The organism is Rossellomorea pakistanensis (assembly GCF_016908495.1).
Taxonomy (GTDB): domain Bacteria; phylum Bacillota; class Bacilli; order Bacillales; family Bacillaceae_B; genus Rossellomorea; species Rossellomorea pakistanensis.
Map to the genome: position 1 here is coordinate 369,349 of NZ_JAFBDZ010000002.1, position 17,998 is coordinate 387,346.

A 17,998-nucleotide genomic window follows, 5' to 3' on the forward strand; every position below is an offset into this window, starting at 1 on the left:
TCTCTTTAGTATAAAGGTATAGTTTATACGCACAAGAGTAACCAAGAAAGCATTTAGAATCAGGTATATACCAGTATGTTTAAAAAATGTTTATTGAGTCTAATGATACATAATTAGAAGGTTTCCATTTTTTTATTAATACTATATGTGAAATATGATAGTGAAATGTGATATGCTAACTTATACGAATATGTTTGTGGACGGAGGGAAAAAATGGAGACAAAATATAGTATCGTCAAAAAATCAATCAAATCAAAAATTCTCGACGGTACGTATGAACCACATGAGAAAATTGCTTCTGAAAGTGAAATGATGCGCCAATTCAATGTAAGCCGGCATACAGTAAGATTAGCGATAGGTGAACTTGTGAGTGAAGGATGGCTATATAGATCGCAAGGAGCTGGAACATTTTGTGCAGATCGAAATGAACAACAACGTAAAGAAGTTGGTTCAAGAAAAAATATTGCCATTGTCACTACATATATTTCAGATTATATCTTTCCATCTATCATTCGTGGTGCTGAAGCGTCCTTAAGTGAACAGGGATATCAAGTCACCCTTTTTAATACGAACAATGATCACGATAAGGAACGGGAATACCTGGAAAAGATCATTACTCAAGGATTTGATGGAGCGATCATCGAACCGACACAAAGTGCTTATACCAACCCGAATATCAATTATTACTTGAATTTAGAACGATTAAATATTCCTTATATTATGATTAATGCGTATTACGATGCTCTAGAACCAGTCAGAGTCGTCGTTGATGATGAGCGAGGGGCCTTTTTACAAACAGAGCATTTAATTGAAAGAGGTCATCGGGAAATCTTGGGGTTCTTCAAAACAGATGACATGCAAGGGACACTCAGAATGAAAGGCTATTTGAAGGCCCATCGTAAATACAACGTGCCGATCAACCCTAAACATATGGTATCCTATAATACTTTCGAAAAACATGATAAACCTATCGAAGAATTGAAAAGCTTTTTAACTCAACCTGGACAGCGACCAACTGCCATTGTTTGCTATAATGATGAACTCGCAATGAAATTACTAGATGTAATACGTGAAAATAACCTCCGTGTTCCAGAGGATATATCAATTATTGGTTTCGATAATTCAATTTTGGCAGAAATGTCAGAGGTGAAGTTAACCACCATCGAACATCCTAAATCTGATTTAGGAAAAACAGCTGGAAAGCTAATTTTAAGCTTAATCAAGCCAAGACAAATGACAAAAGATGCAAGTCAAGAAGTGAAAAGTGTGATTTATTCCCCTGAACTTGTTTTGCGTAGCTCCACCAAAGATATCAATGGTTCAAGGAAAAATTTAAAAGATGCAACATAAAGAGTAAGAGGAAGTGCCTTTGAAATCAAAGGCACTCTTTTTTTATCTAGCAAATTCCTGACACTTATAGGTATGGGTTTTTAAATAAGTAATTCAAGTTTTTAACTTGTACGTATATATGAGGGTGTGTATAATAATTTCTAAAAGGAGGGCGTGAGATGAAATTACAAACCATTTGTAATATTGACGTGATAACGAAGGTGGGCGAGAAGCCTTCGTTGCCATCAATGATGGAAGTGAACATTAATGATGATGTAACAGTGAAAGTCCCTGTGGAGTGGGAGGAAGTAGAAATACAAAACTATAGTCTGCCTGGAAGATTCGAGGTGAAAGGGACTGTTCAAGAAAAGCCTTATCCCAATCCACTAATAGAACAGAGAGCCGATCCCTACATTTATTTACATGATGACGGATATTATTACTTCACAGGTTCACACCCACTTTACGACAGAATTGTCTTAAGGAGGGCACAATCAATCGAAGAGCTGTCCGGAGCGGGGGAATCTGTGGTTTGGGAAAAACATGGAAAAGGTATCATGTCTGAGCATATTTGGGCGCCAGAGCTCCATCATATTGATGGGAAATGGTACATTCATTTTGCTGCAGGTGATAAAGAGGATGTATGGGCGATTCGTCCGTATGTACTAGAAAATGATCATGAGAACCCGCTTAAAGGGGAATGGATTGAAAAAGGTCAGATCAACACGGCCTTCCAAAGCTTTTCACTTGATGCCACTACATTTGAACATCTCGGAAAACGCTTTCTTGTCTGGGCGCAAAAAGTGGAGCAAGATACGATATCCAACCTTTACATTGCTGAAATGGAGAATCCATGGACGATTAAGGGCGAACAAGTATTGTTAGCAACACCTGAGTATGACTGGGAGCGCCAGGGATTTGATGTAAACGAAGGTCCGGCGGTGATTTATCGAAACGGTAGGGTGTTCATCACATATTCGGCGAGTGCAACCGATGATCGATATGCCATGGGTTTGTTAGAGGCTGATGAAAAAAGTGATTTATTAAATCCCTGCTCTTGGACAAAGTATTCAGATCCTGTTTTTGTTTCTAGTGAAGAAACGGAGGAGTACGGTCCAGGACACAACAGCTTTACGACAGATAAAGACGGAACAGATATACTCGTCTATCACGCACGTCCGTATAAAGAAATAACGGGTAATCCTCTTTATGACCATAATCGTCATGCACGTGTACAAAGGCTGTTATGGAAAAAGGATGGAACGCCTTATTTCGGTTATCCTGGTTTTAGTCTAGAAAAAAGGAGGGTGAAAGCGACTGTTCTTGTGAAATAAACATTTGAATTCAATGTTATGCGTATGTAAATAGCACGTGCGAAATGGTTGTCGTCCATCCTTTAAGTAGATCTCGATGGGAATTCGTTAGAGAAGAGGAAGGGCACTGTTCTACACTGAATGACAATTAAAAAGGGAATGTCCTGAAAGGGTCTGGAACCACTACGATTATTCAAATATAGAAGATGTTTGAGATTTCTTCTATATATTGAAGTTGTGGTTCGTAACACCTTGGTTTGGGGCAGCCCCTTTTTTTACTTTCATCAACTTGTAGAAAGTTATTGTTTAAATAAACTGCGCATGATAACAAGGTTTTGAATGACATGTGTGAATTTATTTTATTTTCTGTAAAATTTCCTATTGAATGTACGTACAAATTGTTTTAATATAAAATAAAATAACTATAAATATACGTATAAGTAGAAAGGAAGGTGGATGGAAATGCTGGAAGATTTAAAGCAACAAGTACTTGAAGCAAATCAGGCTCTCCCAAAATATAAACTTGTTACTTTTACTTGGGGAAATGTAAGCGGTTTTAATCAGGAAAAACAATTGGTTGTTATAAAACCGAGTGGTGTACCTTATGACGAACTTACTATAGAGAACTTAGTTGTTGTTGATCTTGAGGGAAACGTTGTTGAGGGAACTTTAAAACCGTCATCGGATACCCCCACTCATATTGTTCTGTATCGCCATTTCCCAAATATTAGAGGAGTTGTACATACCCATTCCCCATGGGCAACCAGTTGGGCCCAGGCTGGTCAGGGTATTCCTTGTCTAGGCACTACGCAGGGTGATTATTTCTATGGAAAGGTCCCTTGTACGCGGAGCATGACCGACGCTGAAATCCAGAAAGACTACGAATGGGAAACAGGCAATGTCATCGTAGAAACGTTTAAAAAGCAAAATATTGATCCTTCCACAATCCCTAGCGTACTCGTTCATAGCCACGCGCCTTTCAATTGGGGGAAAGATCCCCTTGAGGCAGTGCATAATGCAGTGGTCTTAGAAGAAGTTGCAAAAATGGCTTACCATACGTATCAAATTAACCGTGACATACCTGAATTGGATCAAGCTTTATTGGATAAACACTATTTACGGAAACATGGAGTAAATGCTTATTACGGGCAGTGAAAGTGAAAGGAGGAACTCTTTATGACAAAGAAATACGCCATCGGAATTGATTATGGTACAGAGTCAGGTCGTGCTGTCTTAGTATCTCTTGCAAATGGTGAAGAAATAGCTGACCACGTGACCACTTATCGTCATGGAGTCATTGATGAACATTTACCTGAAACTAGAGTGAAATTAGACTATGAATGGGCACTTCAACATCCTGCTGATTACATCGAAGTGTTAACGCAATCAATCCCTGTTGTTTTAAAAAAGGCTCAAGTGGACCCTCAAAATGTCATTGGCTTAGGCATAGACTTTACAGCCTGTACGATGCTTCCGATTGATGAGGAAGGCGTCCCGCTCTCCTTTAATGAAAGGTGGAGAAATCATCCGCATGGATGGGTGAAATTATGGAAGCATCATGCCGCTCAGGATGAAGCGAATAAGCTTAACCAAATCGCTGAAAAAGGGGCAGAACGATTTTTAAAACGCTATGGTGGGAAAATTTCATCTGAATGGATGATTGCGAAAATCTGGCAAATCCTCGATGAGTCGCCCGAAATCTATCAAGCTACCGACCGTTTTGTAGAAGCTACGGATTGGGTGATTTCCCAATTAACAGGAAACCTTGTACGGAACAGTTGTACAGCGGGGTATAAGTCCATTTGGCATAAGCAGGATGGTTATCCTAGTGAGGCGTTTTTCCGATCTCTAGATCCTAGATTAGAAGATTTGACGAAGACAAAATTACGAGGGGAAATCGTCACCCTAGGCACTAAAGCCGGTGGACTAACAAAGGAGATTGCCCGCCAAATTGGTCTTTGTGAAGGAACTGCCGTAGCAGTTGGCAATGTGGATGCTCATGCTTCCGTTCCTGCCATGGGCGTCGTATCTCCTGGAAAAATGGTGATGACCATGGGGACTTCTATTTGTCATTTAGTACTTGGTCATGAGGAAAAGCACATCGAAGGAATGTGTGGAGTCGTAGAAGATGGAATTATTCCAGGTTTTTATGGATATGAAGCAGGTCAATCAGCTGTTGGTGATATATTTGCCTGGTATGTGGACCAAGCCATTCCTGCATATGTGAAAGAAGCCGCTGAAAAAGACGGGATGAATGTCCATTCCTACTTAGAGGATAAAGCTTCTAAATATCGTCCAGGAGAAACAGGACTATTGGCATTGGACTGGTGGAATGGGAATCGTTCTGTACTTGTGGATACTGAATTAAGTGGTCTTTTAATTGGAGCAACTGTACAAACGAAGCCGGAAGAAATCTACAGGACGCTCATAGAAGCGACTGCTTTTGGAACACGGAAAATTGTAGATGCTTTTCACTCTAATGGTGTACCGGTAGATGAATTATATGTTTGCGGAGGACTCCCGCAAAAAAATAAATTGTTGCTGCAAATTTATGCGGATGTAACGAATCGTACGATCAAAGTTGCGGATTCCAAGCAAACGCCTGCTTTAGGAGCTGCTATGTTCGGAGCTGTGGCTGCGGGTCGCATGGAGGGTGGATTTGAAACGATTGTAGAAGCTGCAGAACAAATGGCGCGGCTGAAGGAAGAAACGATTGAACCGATAGCTGCCAATGTCGAAATCTATGATCAATTGTATCGTGAATATTCTACTCTCCATGACTATTTTGGACGTGGTGAAAATAATGTCATGAAACGTCTGAAAGCGCTTAGAACCAACGAGAATGCTAGGAAGGGGAGATTTTATGTTGAAAACTAAACCTTATGAATTTTGGTTTGTAACCGGGAGTCAGCATTTGTATGGGGATGATGCCTTAAAAGAAGTCGGGAGTCATTCTAAAGAAATGATTGATCAAATGAATGAACAGGGCGATTTATCTTACCCGATTGTGTTTAAATCTGTTTTAACTACTTCGAAGGACATCCATAAAATAATGGTAGAAGCAAATGCTGATGAAAAATGTGCAGGGCTGATAACATGGATGCATACCTTTTCACCAGCTAAAATGTGGATTGCTGGATTGAAGGCGCTGCAGAAGCCACTGCTTCATTTGCATACGCAATATAATAGGGAAATCCCTTGGGAGTCTATTGATATGGACTTTATGAATTTGAATCAATCCGCTCATGGGGATCGGGAGTATGGCTTTATGGTTTCACGGATGAATATCGCTCGGAAGGTTGTTGTTGGTCATTGGCAAGACGAATCCGTCATTGAGAAGGTTTCGGGCTGGATGAAAACGGCTGTTGCTTTTACCGAAGGAACGAACATCCGTGTAGCCCGGTTCGGGGATAATATGCGTAACGTAGCCGTTACAGATGGTGATAAGGTAGAAGCTCAAATGAAATTCGGTTGGACGGTTGATTATTATGGAATCGGTGATTTAGTAGAGGAAATGGAAGGAATAACAGACAAGCAAGTGGATGAACTATTTCGTGAGTACCAACAGTTATATGACCTCCCAGAAGAAGCGGGACAGGAGGGTGAAGTGCAGGGTTCCATTAAAGAACAAGCACGCATAGAACTCGGCTTGAAGTCTTTTTTGAACTCGAGAAATTATAATGCTTTTACTACCAATTTTGAAGACCTTCATGGGATGAAGCAATTACCTGGTTTAGCTGTTCAACGCTTAATGGCCGAGGGATACGGTTTTGCAGGAGAAGGCGATTGGAAAACAGCCGCCTTGCTTCGGATGATGAAAATCATCGCAAACAATGAAGGTACCTCATTTATGGAAGATTATACGTACCATCTAGAAAAAGGGAAAGAAATGATATTAGGATCACATATGTTAGAAATCTGTCCTACCGTTTCAGCTACAAAACCGAGAATTGTCGTTCACCCCTTATCTATGGGTGATCGTGAAGCTCCAGCTCGACTTGTATTTGATGGTCAAGGAGGAGAAGGGATTAATGTGTCGCTTGTGGAAATGGGTGGACGTTATCGATTGATCATTAATGAACTGCAGGCACATCAGCCAGAAGTCGAAACACCTCTTTTACCAGTGGCAAAGGTGATCTGGGAACCGAAACCGTCCTTATCGGAAGCAACAGAAGCATGGATTCATGCAGGGGGAGCCCACCATACAGTATTTTCGTTCCATGTGACTACCGATCAACTTTATGATTTTACTGAAATGGCGAAAATTGAGTGTGTTGTTATTGATAAAGATTTAAAAATGAGGCAGTTCCGTAATGAGTTGAAATGGAATCAAGCTATCTGGGGTTAAGGAAAAGAGGGTTGTCCATAAGGAGGCAGGAACCACTATGATTGTTCATATATGGAAGGTGCCTTGAGGTTTTCTTCTATATATTGAAGTTGTGGTTCCCGGCACCTGGGTTTTTGGAAAATCTCTTCTCTTCTATGACTCATGTGATTAATTAAGAAATTATACCTTACGATGACAGTTAGAGAGTAATGAGTGGTTTAAACTATCTGATTTTATATATACGTACAAGTTAATTCCGAATTATCGAAAAACTCATTGACCAATTTAAGGTTGATTGATATCATTCTATTTAACCCAATCTTATTCATTAACAGAAATAGTATTTTAGTCTGTTATGTATGCGCTATCATTTTTGAATTTTAGAATCTTTTTATATAGGCAGATTAGAAGCTGCTTTCTACAGGGCAGTATTCGTTATTGAAGGAAGTCATTAAAATCTCTTTATTCTAGAAAGGGGAAAGTATTGTGAAAAAAAGCTTGTTAGTTCTACTTTTTGGTCTACTATCACTAATTTTGGTTGCATGTGGAGGAAAGGATGAAGCCTCTAGTGAAGCGCAAGAGGAGGAAGTAATTGGAGGAGATATCGAAGGAGCTACGGAATTGACCTTCTGGACATTTGTCGGCCAACACGTAGATTTATTCAGAGATTCGGCTGAACGATGGAATAAGGAAAATCCCGATCGTCCTATCAAACTAGTAGCAGAGACGTATCCTTATGATCAAATGCATAATAATTTACTGATGGCTTTACAGGCTGGAAAAGGAGCTCCAGACATTGTCGACATTGAGCAAAGTAAGTATGCTAATTATATGCAAGGAGAACCACAACTTTTACCCCTAAACGATTATGTAGAACCAGTTCTTGAAGATTCTGTAAGTTCCCGTTTTGAAATGTATGCTAAAGATGGGAAATACTATGGAGCACCGACACACGTTGGAGCTACAGTAATGTACTACAATACAGAAATCATGGATCAAGCAGGGGTAGATATTGATTCTATCCAAACATGGGATGACTTCGTAGAAGCTGGAAAAAAAGTGGTTGAAAACACGGATGCGGTTATGTGGAATGTGGGGACTACTGACTATTTAATGGACTTCTTCCCAATGGTTTCACAACGTGGTTCCGACTTCTTTAATGAAGAGGGTGAGGTTATATTAGATAATAAAGCAAATATAGAAACCCTACAATTTTTGCAAGACGTCCTTTATAAACATGAAATCGCTGAATTAACTCCTGGGGGTATGAACCAAACGGAAGAGTACTATGGTTATATGAATGATGGGAACGCAGCAACAGTTCTTGCTCCACTATGGTACATGGGACGGTTCCTTGATAATATGCCCGATTTGAAAGGGAAGATGGCCATTCGCCCACTTCCGGCATGGGAGGAAGGTGGAGATCGTACAGCTGGCATGGGAGGAACAGGAACAGTTGTTACCAATCAAACGGAACATGCAGAGCTTGCGAAAGAATTCTTGGCATTTACGAAATTATCTAAAGAAGGAAATATCAATCTTTGGAAGGTGTTAGGATTTGATCCACCACGCTGGGATGTGTGGGAGAGTGAAGAAGTAAGAGAAGACAATAAATACTATGAATACTTTGGTCCAGGAACTTTCGACACACTTCTAGAAATAAAAGATGAAATCAATGAAATTCATTTAACAGAGCATACTCCTGATGTTGCAACGGAATATAATACAAATGTGGCTGAAAGCGTATTGAGGCAACAAACTCAATCGCCTGAAGAAGCATTGAAGGCAGCAACAGATAAAATTAGAGGTATGAAATAAGTGTAATGAAAAGGCAGTGAGGGATGTGTTTCCTCCCTGTCTTTTTTTGTACTGGCGGTTTTTAAGTGAAATTCAGATAATTCATAAAAATATAAAAAACTTATTGAAAAAAGCGCTATATTTAGCTATACTTTTAATTGGCAGCTTATACGTACATCTTAAATTTTTTGGTGGATTGGTTATAAAGATGTTCGTATATCAACCTTTATTCGGTAAAAAAACTCTTTGATATTTGAAAGCGTATACAAGTAGTAGCAACTATTTATTACTCACTTTCCGATATTAATTTTAAAGAAGGAGTGGATAGAATGCCAGATTCTATGAGAGCGAGTATGATACTGGATAAAAGTTATCAAATCGCACCTGTAGATGAAAGAATATACGGCTCGTTCATTGAACATTTAGGTAGGGCCGTATATGGAGGGATTTATGAACCTGATCATCCAAAAGCGGACGAGCAAGGGTTTCGAAAAGATGTCATTGACCTTGTAAAACAGCTACAAGTTCCTATTGTACGGTACCCAGGTGGTAATATGGTTTCCGCATATAATTGGGAGGATGGGGTTGGACCTAAAGAAGAAAGGCCGCGCAGACTTGAACTCGCTTGGCGTACTGTGGAAACCAATCAAGTAGGTACGAATGAATTTGCGGATTGGGCGAAAAAAGTTGACGCTGATGTCATGATGGCCGTGAATCTCGGTACACGCGGTATTGATGCAGCCAGAAACTTAATCGAATACACTAATCATCCCGGGGGTACATATTGGAGTGATCTCCGAAGATCACATGGATATGATCAACCGCATAATATCAAAACATGGTGTCTTGGTAATGAAATGGATGGTCCCTGGCAGGTTGGCCAAAAAACAGCCTATGAATATGGGAGAATCGCTAAAGAGGCAGGAAAGGCAATGAAGCTTGTCGATCCAACCATTGAACTAGTGGCATGCGGAAGTTCTAATACGGACATGCCAACATTTCCTGAATACGAGGCGACTACATTAGATCTTGCTTATGAGGAAGTGGATTTTATCTCCCTACATCAATATTACGGTAACCGTACCAATGATCCAGCCAATTACTTAGCTAAAAATATGGATATGGACCACTTTATAAAAACGGTCATCTCCACTTGTGATTATATTAAGGCAAAGCATCGTAGCAAGAAAACAATCAATTTAAGTTTTGACGAATGGAATGTCTGGTACCACTCAAATGAAGCAGATAAAGAAATAGATCCATGGAGTGTGGCTCCACCACAGCTTGAAGATGTTTACAACCTCGAAGATGCATTGTTAGTCGGAAGCATGTTAATTACATTTTTACAGCATGCGGATCGAGTAAAAATGGCTTGTATGGCACAGCTTGTCAATGTTATTGCACCAATAATGACGGAGAATAATGGCCACTCATGGAAACAAACCATTTATTATCCATATATGCACACATCAATATTCGGAAGGGGAATATCACTAAAGCCTATCCTTTCTTCTCCAAAATATGATAGTAAAGATTTTACCGATGTTCCTTATGTTGATAGTGCAGCTGTTTACAATGAGGAAAAAGAAGATGTCACCATTTTTATCGTAAATAAACATTTAGAAGAGTCTATCGATCTATCCATTGATTTACGTAGTTTTGAAGGGTACAGCTTCTCAGAACATATTGTTTTAGAACACGATGATTTAAAAGCAGTCAATACATCCTCCGTAGAATCTGTGAAACCTCATTCAAACGGAGTTTCTGAATTCCAGGGTGGATATTTGAATACGCGATTATCGAGAACTTCCTGGAATGTTATTCGTTTGAAGAAAGCGTAAGATCGAATGTTGTTTCAGTGCAATCAGAATAAAAGCAGCTACAGCTCCAACACTTCGATTAGTTACTGAGGAGGAGGATCCTATGAAAACGGTGTACACCAGAACAAAACTGCAATCGAAGGCTCAAAAAGATCCGAGCAAATTATTAAGAATCTTAAATTCTAAAAAAGTAGTTCCATACATTTTTGTTTCGCCATTTATTCTTTCATTTTTGGTCTTGACGCTATACCCTGCAATACAGGGAATCACAATGAGTTTCCAAAGTATTTTGCCTGGGCAAGTTGAATTCATTGGTATGCAAAATTACACGAGGGTACCGAACGCAACCTTTTACAAAGCTTTATCAAATACAAGCATCTATGTCATCCTGACTGTATTGATCCTCACGATTGTTCCTATGATGCTTGCTGTGTTTTTAAACTCAAAAATCGTTAAATTCAAAACTCTATTTCGAGCTTCGCTGTTTGTTCCAGCTTTAACATCCACAATTGTAGGTGGTATGATTTTTCGTTTAATGTTTGGGGAACAAGAATCAGCCGCTGCGAATCAATTCATCAGTTTTCTTGGGTTTGATCCAGTCAACTGGCGCTTTACTGCCTGGTCTGGAATGTTATTAATGGTATTATTAGCATCATGGCGTTGGATTGGAGTAAACTTGCTTTATTTTTTGGCAGCGCTTCAAAATATCCCTGATGAATTGTACGAAGCTGCTGATATCGACGGGGCATCTCGCTTTCAAAAGCTGTTATTTATCACCCTTCCGCAATTGAAACCGATTATTATTTTTGTGAGTACAATTACGATCATCAATGGATTTCGAATGTTTGAGGAAAGTTTTGTTTTCTGGGAAGCTGGCTCTCCAGGGAACATCGGTTTGTCCGTAGTAGGGTACATTTACCAGCAGGGAATTCAACAAAATGATATGGGATTCGGTGCAGCCATTGGCGTTGTGTTGATGTTGATCATCTTTGTCGTCAGCTTCATCTACCTTATCATGACAGGTGCCTTCAAGAAGGGGGAAGCTTAAATGAAAAAGAAAAATACGGTTCTCAAGTGGTTCGCCAATATCGCATTTGTGATCATCTCTTTAATCGCCTTGTTTCCCATTATCAGCTTATTCATCTCATCCTTTATGCCTTCCTCTGTTCTGATGAGGAATGGAATTACATTTAATATCAATGTGGAACAATTAAGTTTCGATAACTATACCTATATCTTAACCCAATCAGCTGATTATTGGACATGGTATGGGAATAGCTTAATCATTTCATTGATTACGATCGTTCTTTCGCTTATTTTTTCATCAATGGTCGGCTATGCATTGGCTATGTATGACTTTAAAGGTAGTAATCTATTCTTTGTTCTCGTCTTGTTCATCTTGATGGTGCCATTTGAGATCTTGATGCTACCTCTATTTCAAATGATGATTGATACTCAACTGATTAATACTTACTTTGCTGTCGTGCTCCCGATGGTCGTTGCGCCGGTGGCTGTCTTTTTCTTTAGACAATATGCGTTAGGACTGCCGAAAGAACTTATGGATGCGGCACGGATTGATGGTGCAACGGAATATGGTATTTTCTTTAGAATAATGCTGCCATTAATGGGGCCCTCACTTGCGGCCATTGCGATATTGCAAGGCTTAGCGAGCTGGAATAACTTCCTTTGGCCATTATTAGTTCTTCGCTCGAATGATATGTTTACGTTACCTATTGGGTTAGCAACATTGTTAACGCCTTATGGCAATAACTATGATGTCTTAATCGCGGGGTCTGTTATGACCATCATTCCGATCATCTTATTATTCATCTTCTTCCAACGTTATTTTGTATCTGGCTTAACGGTTGGTGGAGTAAAAGGATAATCTTTTACGGGCTCTCTATACAGGGGCCCGGTTATTTCTTCTATTCATTTTTTCATAATATATTAGGGTATCAGTTGTCAAAAAGGTGGTTTTTTTGCAATGAAAGCTAATGGAGTGGTTACATCAATCGATCAATTATTGAGCTGGGTGACACGTCTGGCCTGGTTAAATTTATTATTTATCATTGGAACACTTGCGGGTTTTTTTCTACTGGGTCTCTTTCCGGCTTTGACTGCCTGTCTTGGAGTTGCAAGAAAATGGTTGAAAGGAAATAGGACTCTTCCAGTATGGAAGACTTTTTGGCACTTATACCGAAATGAGTGGAAGCTCGCCAACGGGTTAGGACTTGGGTTATTGTTCGTGGGGGGGATTCTTTACCTCAACTATCTAATTATTAAGTCAGCAGAGGGTGAAGTGTTATTTATCATTCCGTTTGCTTTTTATGGAATATTATTTTTTTATGGTTTAATCGTCCTCTGGATCTTTCCGCTAATTGTCCATTATAAAGCTAAACTTAGCCAGCAGATAAAAAATGCAGTCATCATAGGGGTAACAAAAATATATATATCTTTCGGGATGGCTGTACTATGGTTTGCTGTCGGTTATTATTCACTTATGCTTCCCTCGTTATTTCCGTTCTTTTCCTTTACTTTCCTATTCATTGGGTGGATGTGGCTGGCACTACAAGTGTTTATGAAAATCCCGTCTACTAAAAATCATTGATTTAAAAAACTACCCGGACTTTTATTTTAGAAAAGGTCCAGGTAGTTTTTTTGGAATCTTCTAAAATATATTGACAAAGATTCGGAGCTCTTTTACTCTATATATACGTACAAGTCTTGTTTTTTTAAATTTATAACAATTTCATATACGGTTAAGTTGTTGGGAGTAGCCGACACAGTTTATCGTCCTTTAATACCCTTTTGGATGGATAAATATTCTCGGTGAAGAGACAAAATGAATTTTATTTAGAGGTGATCGAATGGGAAATAGAATTGTCCTTAATACAGATGTTCATGAAGGAAAAATCAATAAAAATATCTATGGCCATTTTGCTGAACATTTAGGTCGGTGTATTTATGAAGGGATTTGGGTTGGCGAGGATTCACCGATTGCAAATACGAATGGAATCCGGAATGATGTATTGGAAGCTCTTCGAAAAATTAACATACCTGTGCTTCGTTGGCCGGGAGGTTGTTTTGCAGATGAATATCATTGGAAAGATGGTGTAGGACCACGGGTTGACCGGAAGCGAATGGTCAATACACATTGGGGTGGTGTGGTAGAGAATAACCATTTTGGAACACATGAATTCATGATGCTTTGTGATCTGTTAGGAGCTGAGCCTTACATTTGTGGAAATGTTGGTAGTGGTACAGTGCAAGAGATGGCAGAGTGGGTGGAATACATGACATTTGATGGAGAATCCCCTATGGCAAATTGGCGTGTGGAAAATGGTCAAGAAGATCCGTGGATATTGAAATATTTTGGGGTAGGAAATGAAAATTGGGGCTGTGGAGGTAATATGCGGCCGCAATATTATGCTGATTTGTACCGCCGTTATCAAACGTACGTTAGAAATTACGGGGGTAATCAAATTTACAAAATCGCGGGTGGAGCCAATATCGATGACTATACATGGACAGAAGTTCTGATGGGCGAGGCTGCACAATTCATGGATGGACTTAGTCTCCACTATTACACAATCCCAGGAGATTTTTGGAAAGGAAAAGGTTCAGCTCTCAACTTTGAGGAAAGTGAATGGGATATCACGATGCTGAAGGCGCTTTATATTGAAGAGCTAATTAAAAAACATGCAACTATTATGGATAAGTATGATCCGGAGAAACGAATCGGGCTGATCGTTGATGAGTGGGGGACATGGTTTGATGTTGAACCAGGAACAAACCCTGGTTTCCTATACCAACAGAATAGCATTCGTGATGCTCTAGTTGCTGGCGTAACATTGAATATTTTCAATAACCATTCTGACCGGGTTCAAATGGCGAACATCGCTCAAACGGTAAATGTCTTGCAAGCTATGGTTTTGACAGAAGGAGAAAAAATGATTCTGACGCCAACCTATCACGTCTTCGATATGTATAAGGTTCACCAGGACGCAGAGAAACTTTCCATTAAGGTTGAATCTGATCATATAGCTTTTGATGGTCAAAATTTTCCACAAATCCATACCTCTGCATCTCTATCTAAAGATGGAACCGTCAATATTAGCTTGTGTAATTTAGATAAACAAGATCAAGCGACTCTTGAGCTTGATATTAGAGGTGGAACATATTCCGATATCTCAGGAGTCATTCTCACAGCTCAAGCAATGAATGAACATAATACTTTCGAACAACCTGAAAATGTTAAACCTGAGAATTTTACAGATTTTCAATCAAAGGAAGATGGATTAACTGTGAAATTACCTGCGATGTCCGTTGTGGTGCTATCTTTGAAAGCTTAATTAAGAGATCAATATGAGACAACTTCTCCCATAGGCTTTATTAATAATAGAGAGTGAAGAGGGATAGGATGAAAGACTTTAAAGCGATTGACCAGTTAGCTAAAGAGCTTCATGAAGATCGTTCACAGCTTCCATATATTGAAGTTCGTAAAGGAGCTCTACAAGCAATCACACCATATATAAGAGAGCAAGGGTTTCGACACATCACTATTATTGTCGACGATAATACTTGGGAAGCAGCAGGAGAAAGGATTTTTCATGAACTTGAAAAACATCAGATAGGCGGAGAGGTCGTTTTGATCAAGTCGAATGAACATGACCAAGTACTCGCAGATGAAGATGCGATTGTGCAAGTTCTGGTAGAAACATCTCAGCAATCCAATGCTTTGATTGCTGTAGGAACAGGAACGATTCATGATATTACTCGGTTCTGCAGTCATAAAATGAATATCCCTTTTCTTTCAGTACCTACGGCAGCGTCAGTAGATGGTTATACATCGAAAGGGGCTCCCCTTATTTTACGCGGCTTCAAACAGACGATTCAAACAGCTTCCCCGATCGCCGTTTTTGCAGATATTGATATTATCAAGAAAGCTCCTCGGGAAATGACAGCAGCAGGATTTGGAGATATTCTAGCAAAAAACACATCGCTCCTAGATTGGAAAATTTCCCATTGGATCAATGATGAGCCTTATAATGGACGAGCAGCGGATTTAACCCGTAATTCTTTACAGTTGTGTATCGATCATGTAGAGGAAATTGCCCAAGCTGATGATGAAGGGATTCGTTTATTGATGAATGCGTTGATTGAATCAGGACTCGTGATGCTACTGCTTAACTTTTCTAGATCTGCTTCCGGAGGAGAACACCATTTATCTCATTATTGGGAAATGGATTTACTAAAGCGGAATGCTCCCCAAGTTTTACATGGGGCGAAGGTAGGGGTAGCAACTGCGATCATCACGGAGCTTTATCAATCGTATGCTAACGATCTGGATGTGTTTGGTGCGAATACTGGTCAAATAGCGGAAGAGATCCATCATTTATATAAACCGGACCAAATGACACAATGGCTCCAATTGGTTGGAGGGGCGACGACTCCTTATGAATTAGGGATTGACGACGATTTAGTACAAAAAAGCTTGAATGAAGCCTTTCGGTTGCGTGATCGTTACACAGGATTATATTTGATCAACCAGGCTAAGTCTAAGGAGATTCTTTATCCTGTGAGTAAGAATATTGAGTTGTAAAGGGTGCAATCGTGCAATGCAACAAAATGTCCAGCAATTGATTGAAGAACAACTTTCGTTAGAAACGGACCTAGTATCTGATCGAACGTATCAAGCTAGATGGGAAATTTGTTCTGCCTGCCCTTCGCTATATGCGGATACTACGTGTCTTCATTGCGGTTGTTTTGTTCAGTTTCGTGCAAGGCTCGCTTATAAAAATTGTCCAAATCCTGGTGGTAGCCATTGGTGAAAAGGAGTTGATGGGATGCATATCGATACACAGACTGTTCAAGTCCATGGACAATCCCAGTGGACGCTGTACCGTCTTAAAAATGACCATGGAATGAATGTTGATTTTTTAAATTATGGGGGAATTATTACTAAGATTTTAGTTCCAGACAGAAATGGCTCGTTTGAGAATGTAGTCCTTGGATATGAAAATTATGAAGACTATGTAGAAAATCGGGGTTTTCTCGGTGCGCTGATCGGTCGGGTAGCAGGTCGAATTAAGAACGCTACCTTTGAAATAGAAGGAAAGTTGTATCAGGTAGATAAAAATGAAGGCGACCATCACTTACACGGAGGTAAAAATGGTTTCCATCAGGCGCTATGGGAAGCGACTCCTTTTCAGACGGACGAGAAAGTTGGTGTGAAACTTACCCGTCATAGCAAAGATGGAGAAGAGGGCTATCCTGGAAATGTGATTGTAGAGGTGACCTATTCACTTACTAATGACAATCAATTTGTCATCGACTACCGAGCGAATACGGATCAAATGACTCCTTTAACGTTAACCAATCATTCTTATTTTAACTTAAGTGGAAATGCCCAAAGGACCATTCATGATCATCTAGTATCATTAGATAGTTCCCAATTTGTTGAATTGGATCATCAATTAATTCCTACAGGAAAATGGATGTGTGTGAGTGGGACAACCTATGATTTTCGCAAAAAGCGGAAATTAAGAGAAGGTTTTACTTATAAGGTTCAACAACATGAGGTAGCAAACGGTGGATATGATCACTATTTTTTATTCGATAAAAAAGCAGAACATGACATAGTTCTTGAGGACCAAGAAGCTGGACGGTCGATGACGATACAAACCGACCAACCAGGTGTTGTGATGTATACATCTAATATTCTCCCAGAAGGAATAAGCTTATCAGGAGGAGAAACACGAAAGTACGCAGGGATATGCTTAGAAACACAAAGTTCTCCCGCCTCATTACATGATAATGGTTTTCCGAATGTTTTGGTAACTCCAGATACTCCGTACCATAAGCAAACGGTGTTCACTTTTCGAAATGGGGAAAATGAATGAGTACTTATGATGAATTGCAAGGGTTCCTTATTGATTTAGATGGAACCGTGTGGAAAGAGATGAAGTTAATCGAAGGAGCGGCGGGGACAACCCGAGTGTTACCAAGTGATCGAAACAGAGTGGTGGCTTTAAGCAATCGCGGGACGCATTCCCGCATTTAAACAGAGTTGTTTGTACATGGGAGTTTATGAAGGTACGGTTGTTATGGTTTAACAAAATCAGGTTATCAAAATGATGAATAGTTTCCTAATGATACCTTCACAATCGTGCGCATTTCCAGAGTAAGAATCATCACCACGGACCTATTTTAATCCATATCTGATGTTGAAGGGGCTGTCCCAAAAGGGGTCCGGAACCACTATGATTGTAAATATATAGAAGTTATTATTTTGAGGTTTTTTCTATATATTGAATGGTGGTTCCTGACACCTTGGGTTTGGGAAAGCCTCTTTTTAATTCTGCTTGGAGGTTATACAATCGTAAATTTGTCGATTTAAAAATTCAAAGGAA

At 39.6% G+C, this 17,998-nt stretch carries 15 protein-coding genes; all 15 read left to right on the forward strand.

Annotated elements, in window-relative coordinates:
• Window positions 1–213 precede the first annotated feature (213 nt).
• The 15 genes from JOC86_RS09550 (at window position 214) to JOC86_RS09620 (ending at window position 17,649) form a co-directional block, all read left to right on the forward strand.
• Window positions 214–1,350 carry a GntR family transcriptional regulator gene (locus tag JOC86_RS09550; RefSeq protein ID WP_205171298.1) on the forward strand — a complete coding sequence of 379 codons (1,137 nt, stop codon included), beginning with the start codon at window positions 214–216 and terminating at the stop codon, window positions 1,348–1,350.
• A gap of 158 nt (window positions 1,351–1,508) precedes the next feature.
• On the forward strand, window positions 1,509–2,663 hold the full coding sequence (locus tag JOC86_RS09555) for a family 43 glycosylhydrolase (protein ID WP_205171316.1): 1,155 nt from the start codon (window positions 1,509–1,511) through the stop codon (window positions 2,661–2,663).
• Window positions 2,664–3,104: 441 nt separating this feature from the next.
• Window positions 3,105–3,797 carry an L-ribulose-5-phosphate 4-epimerase gene (araD, locus tag JOC86_RS09560; RefSeq protein ID WP_275583389.1) on the forward strand — a complete coding sequence of 231 codons (693 nt, stop codon included), beginning with the start codon at window positions 3,105–3,107 and terminating at the stop codon, window positions 3,795–3,797.
• A gap of 21 nt (window positions 3,798–3,818) precedes the next feature.
• Window positions 3,819–5,519 carry a ribulokinase gene (locus tag JOC86_RS09565; protein ID WP_205171319.1) on the forward strand — a complete coding sequence of 567 codons (1,701 nt, stop codon included), beginning with the start codon at window positions 3,819–3,821 and terminating at the stop codon, window positions 5,517–5,519.
• Window positions 5,506–6,990 (forward strand): L-arabinose isomerase, encoded by a 1,485-nt coding sequence (araA, locus tag JOC86_RS09570; protein ID WP_205171322.1) that lies wholly within the window; start codon window positions 5,506–5,508, stop codon window positions 6,988–6,990. The genes JOC86_RS09565 and araA overlap by 14 nt, the downstream gene beginning before the upstream one ends.
• Before the next feature lie 465 nt (window positions 6,991–7,455).
• Window positions 7,456–8,787: an extracellular solute-binding protein gene (locus JOC86_RS09575; RefSeq protein ID WP_205171325.1), complete on the forward strand. Its 1,332-nt coding sequence runs from the start codon at window positions 7,456–7,458 to the stop codon at window positions 8,785–8,787.
• Window positions 8,788–9,095: 308 nt separating this feature from the next.
• Window positions 9,096–10,607, forward strand: coding sequence for an arabinosylfuranosidase ArfA (arfA, locus tag JOC86_RS09580; protein ID WP_239587507.1), 1,512 nt, complete (start codon window positions 9,096–9,098; stop codon window positions 10,605–10,607).
• 82 nt (window positions 10,608–10,689) lie between these two features.
• Window positions 10,690–11,634 carry a carbohydrate ABC transporter permease gene (locus JOC86_RS09585; protein WP_205171327.1) on the forward strand — a complete coding sequence of 315 codons (945 nt, stop codon included), beginning with the start codon at window positions 10,690–10,692 and terminating at the stop codon, window positions 11,632–11,634.
• Window positions 11,635–12,471 carry a carbohydrate ABC transporter permease gene (locus JOC86_RS09590; RefSeq protein WP_205171331.1) on the forward strand — a complete coding sequence of 279 codons (837 nt, stop codon included), beginning with the start codon at window positions 11,635–11,637 and terminating at the stop codon, window positions 12,469–12,471.
• Window positions 12,472–12,570: 99 nt separating this feature from the next.
• The gene (locus JOC86_RS09595; RefSeq protein ID WP_205171333.1) at window positions 12,571–13,194 is read left to right on the forward strand and encodes a YesL family protein; all 624 of its coding nucleotides are present in this window, start codon (window positions 12,571–12,573) and stop codon (window positions 13,192–13,194) included.
• Between the two features lie 259 nt (window positions 13,195–13,453).
• Window positions 13,454–14,938 carry an alpha-N-arabinofuranosidase gene (locus JOC86_RS09600; RefSeq protein ID WP_205171335.1) on the forward strand — a complete coding sequence of 495 codons (1,485 nt, stop codon included), beginning with the start codon at window positions 13,454–13,456 and terminating at the stop codon, window positions 14,936–14,938.
• A gap of 68 nt (window positions 14,939–15,006) precedes the next feature.
• Window positions 15,007–16,188 carry a sn-glycerol-1-phosphate dehydrogenase gene (locus JOC86_RS09605; RefSeq protein WP_205171336.1) on the forward strand — a complete coding sequence of 394 codons (1,182 nt, stop codon included), beginning with the start codon at window positions 15,007–15,009 and terminating at the stop codon, window positions 16,186–16,188.
• 16 nt (window positions 16,189–16,204) lie between these two features.
• Window positions 16,205–16,417 carry a DUF6171 family protein gene (locus JOC86_RS09610; protein ID WP_239587508.1) on the forward strand — a complete coding sequence of 71 codons (213 nt, stop codon included), beginning with the start codon at window positions 16,205–16,207 and terminating at the stop codon, window positions 16,415–16,417.
• 15 nt (window positions 16,418–16,432) lie between these two features.
• Window positions 16,433–17,488 carry an aldose epimerase family protein gene (locus tag JOC86_RS09615; protein WP_205171341.1) on the forward strand — a complete coding sequence of 352 codons (1,056 nt, stop codon included), beginning with the start codon at window positions 16,433–16,435 and terminating at the stop codon, window positions 17,486–17,488.
• Window positions 17,485–17,649: a hypothetical protein gene (locus tag JOC86_RS09620; protein ID WP_205171343.1), complete on the forward strand. Its 165-nt coding sequence runs from the start codon at window positions 17,485–17,487 to the stop codon at window positions 17,647–17,649. Before JOC86_RS09615 ends, JOC86_RS09620 begins: the two co-directional genes overlap by 4 nt.
• Window positions 17,650–17,998 lie beyond the last annotated feature (349 nt).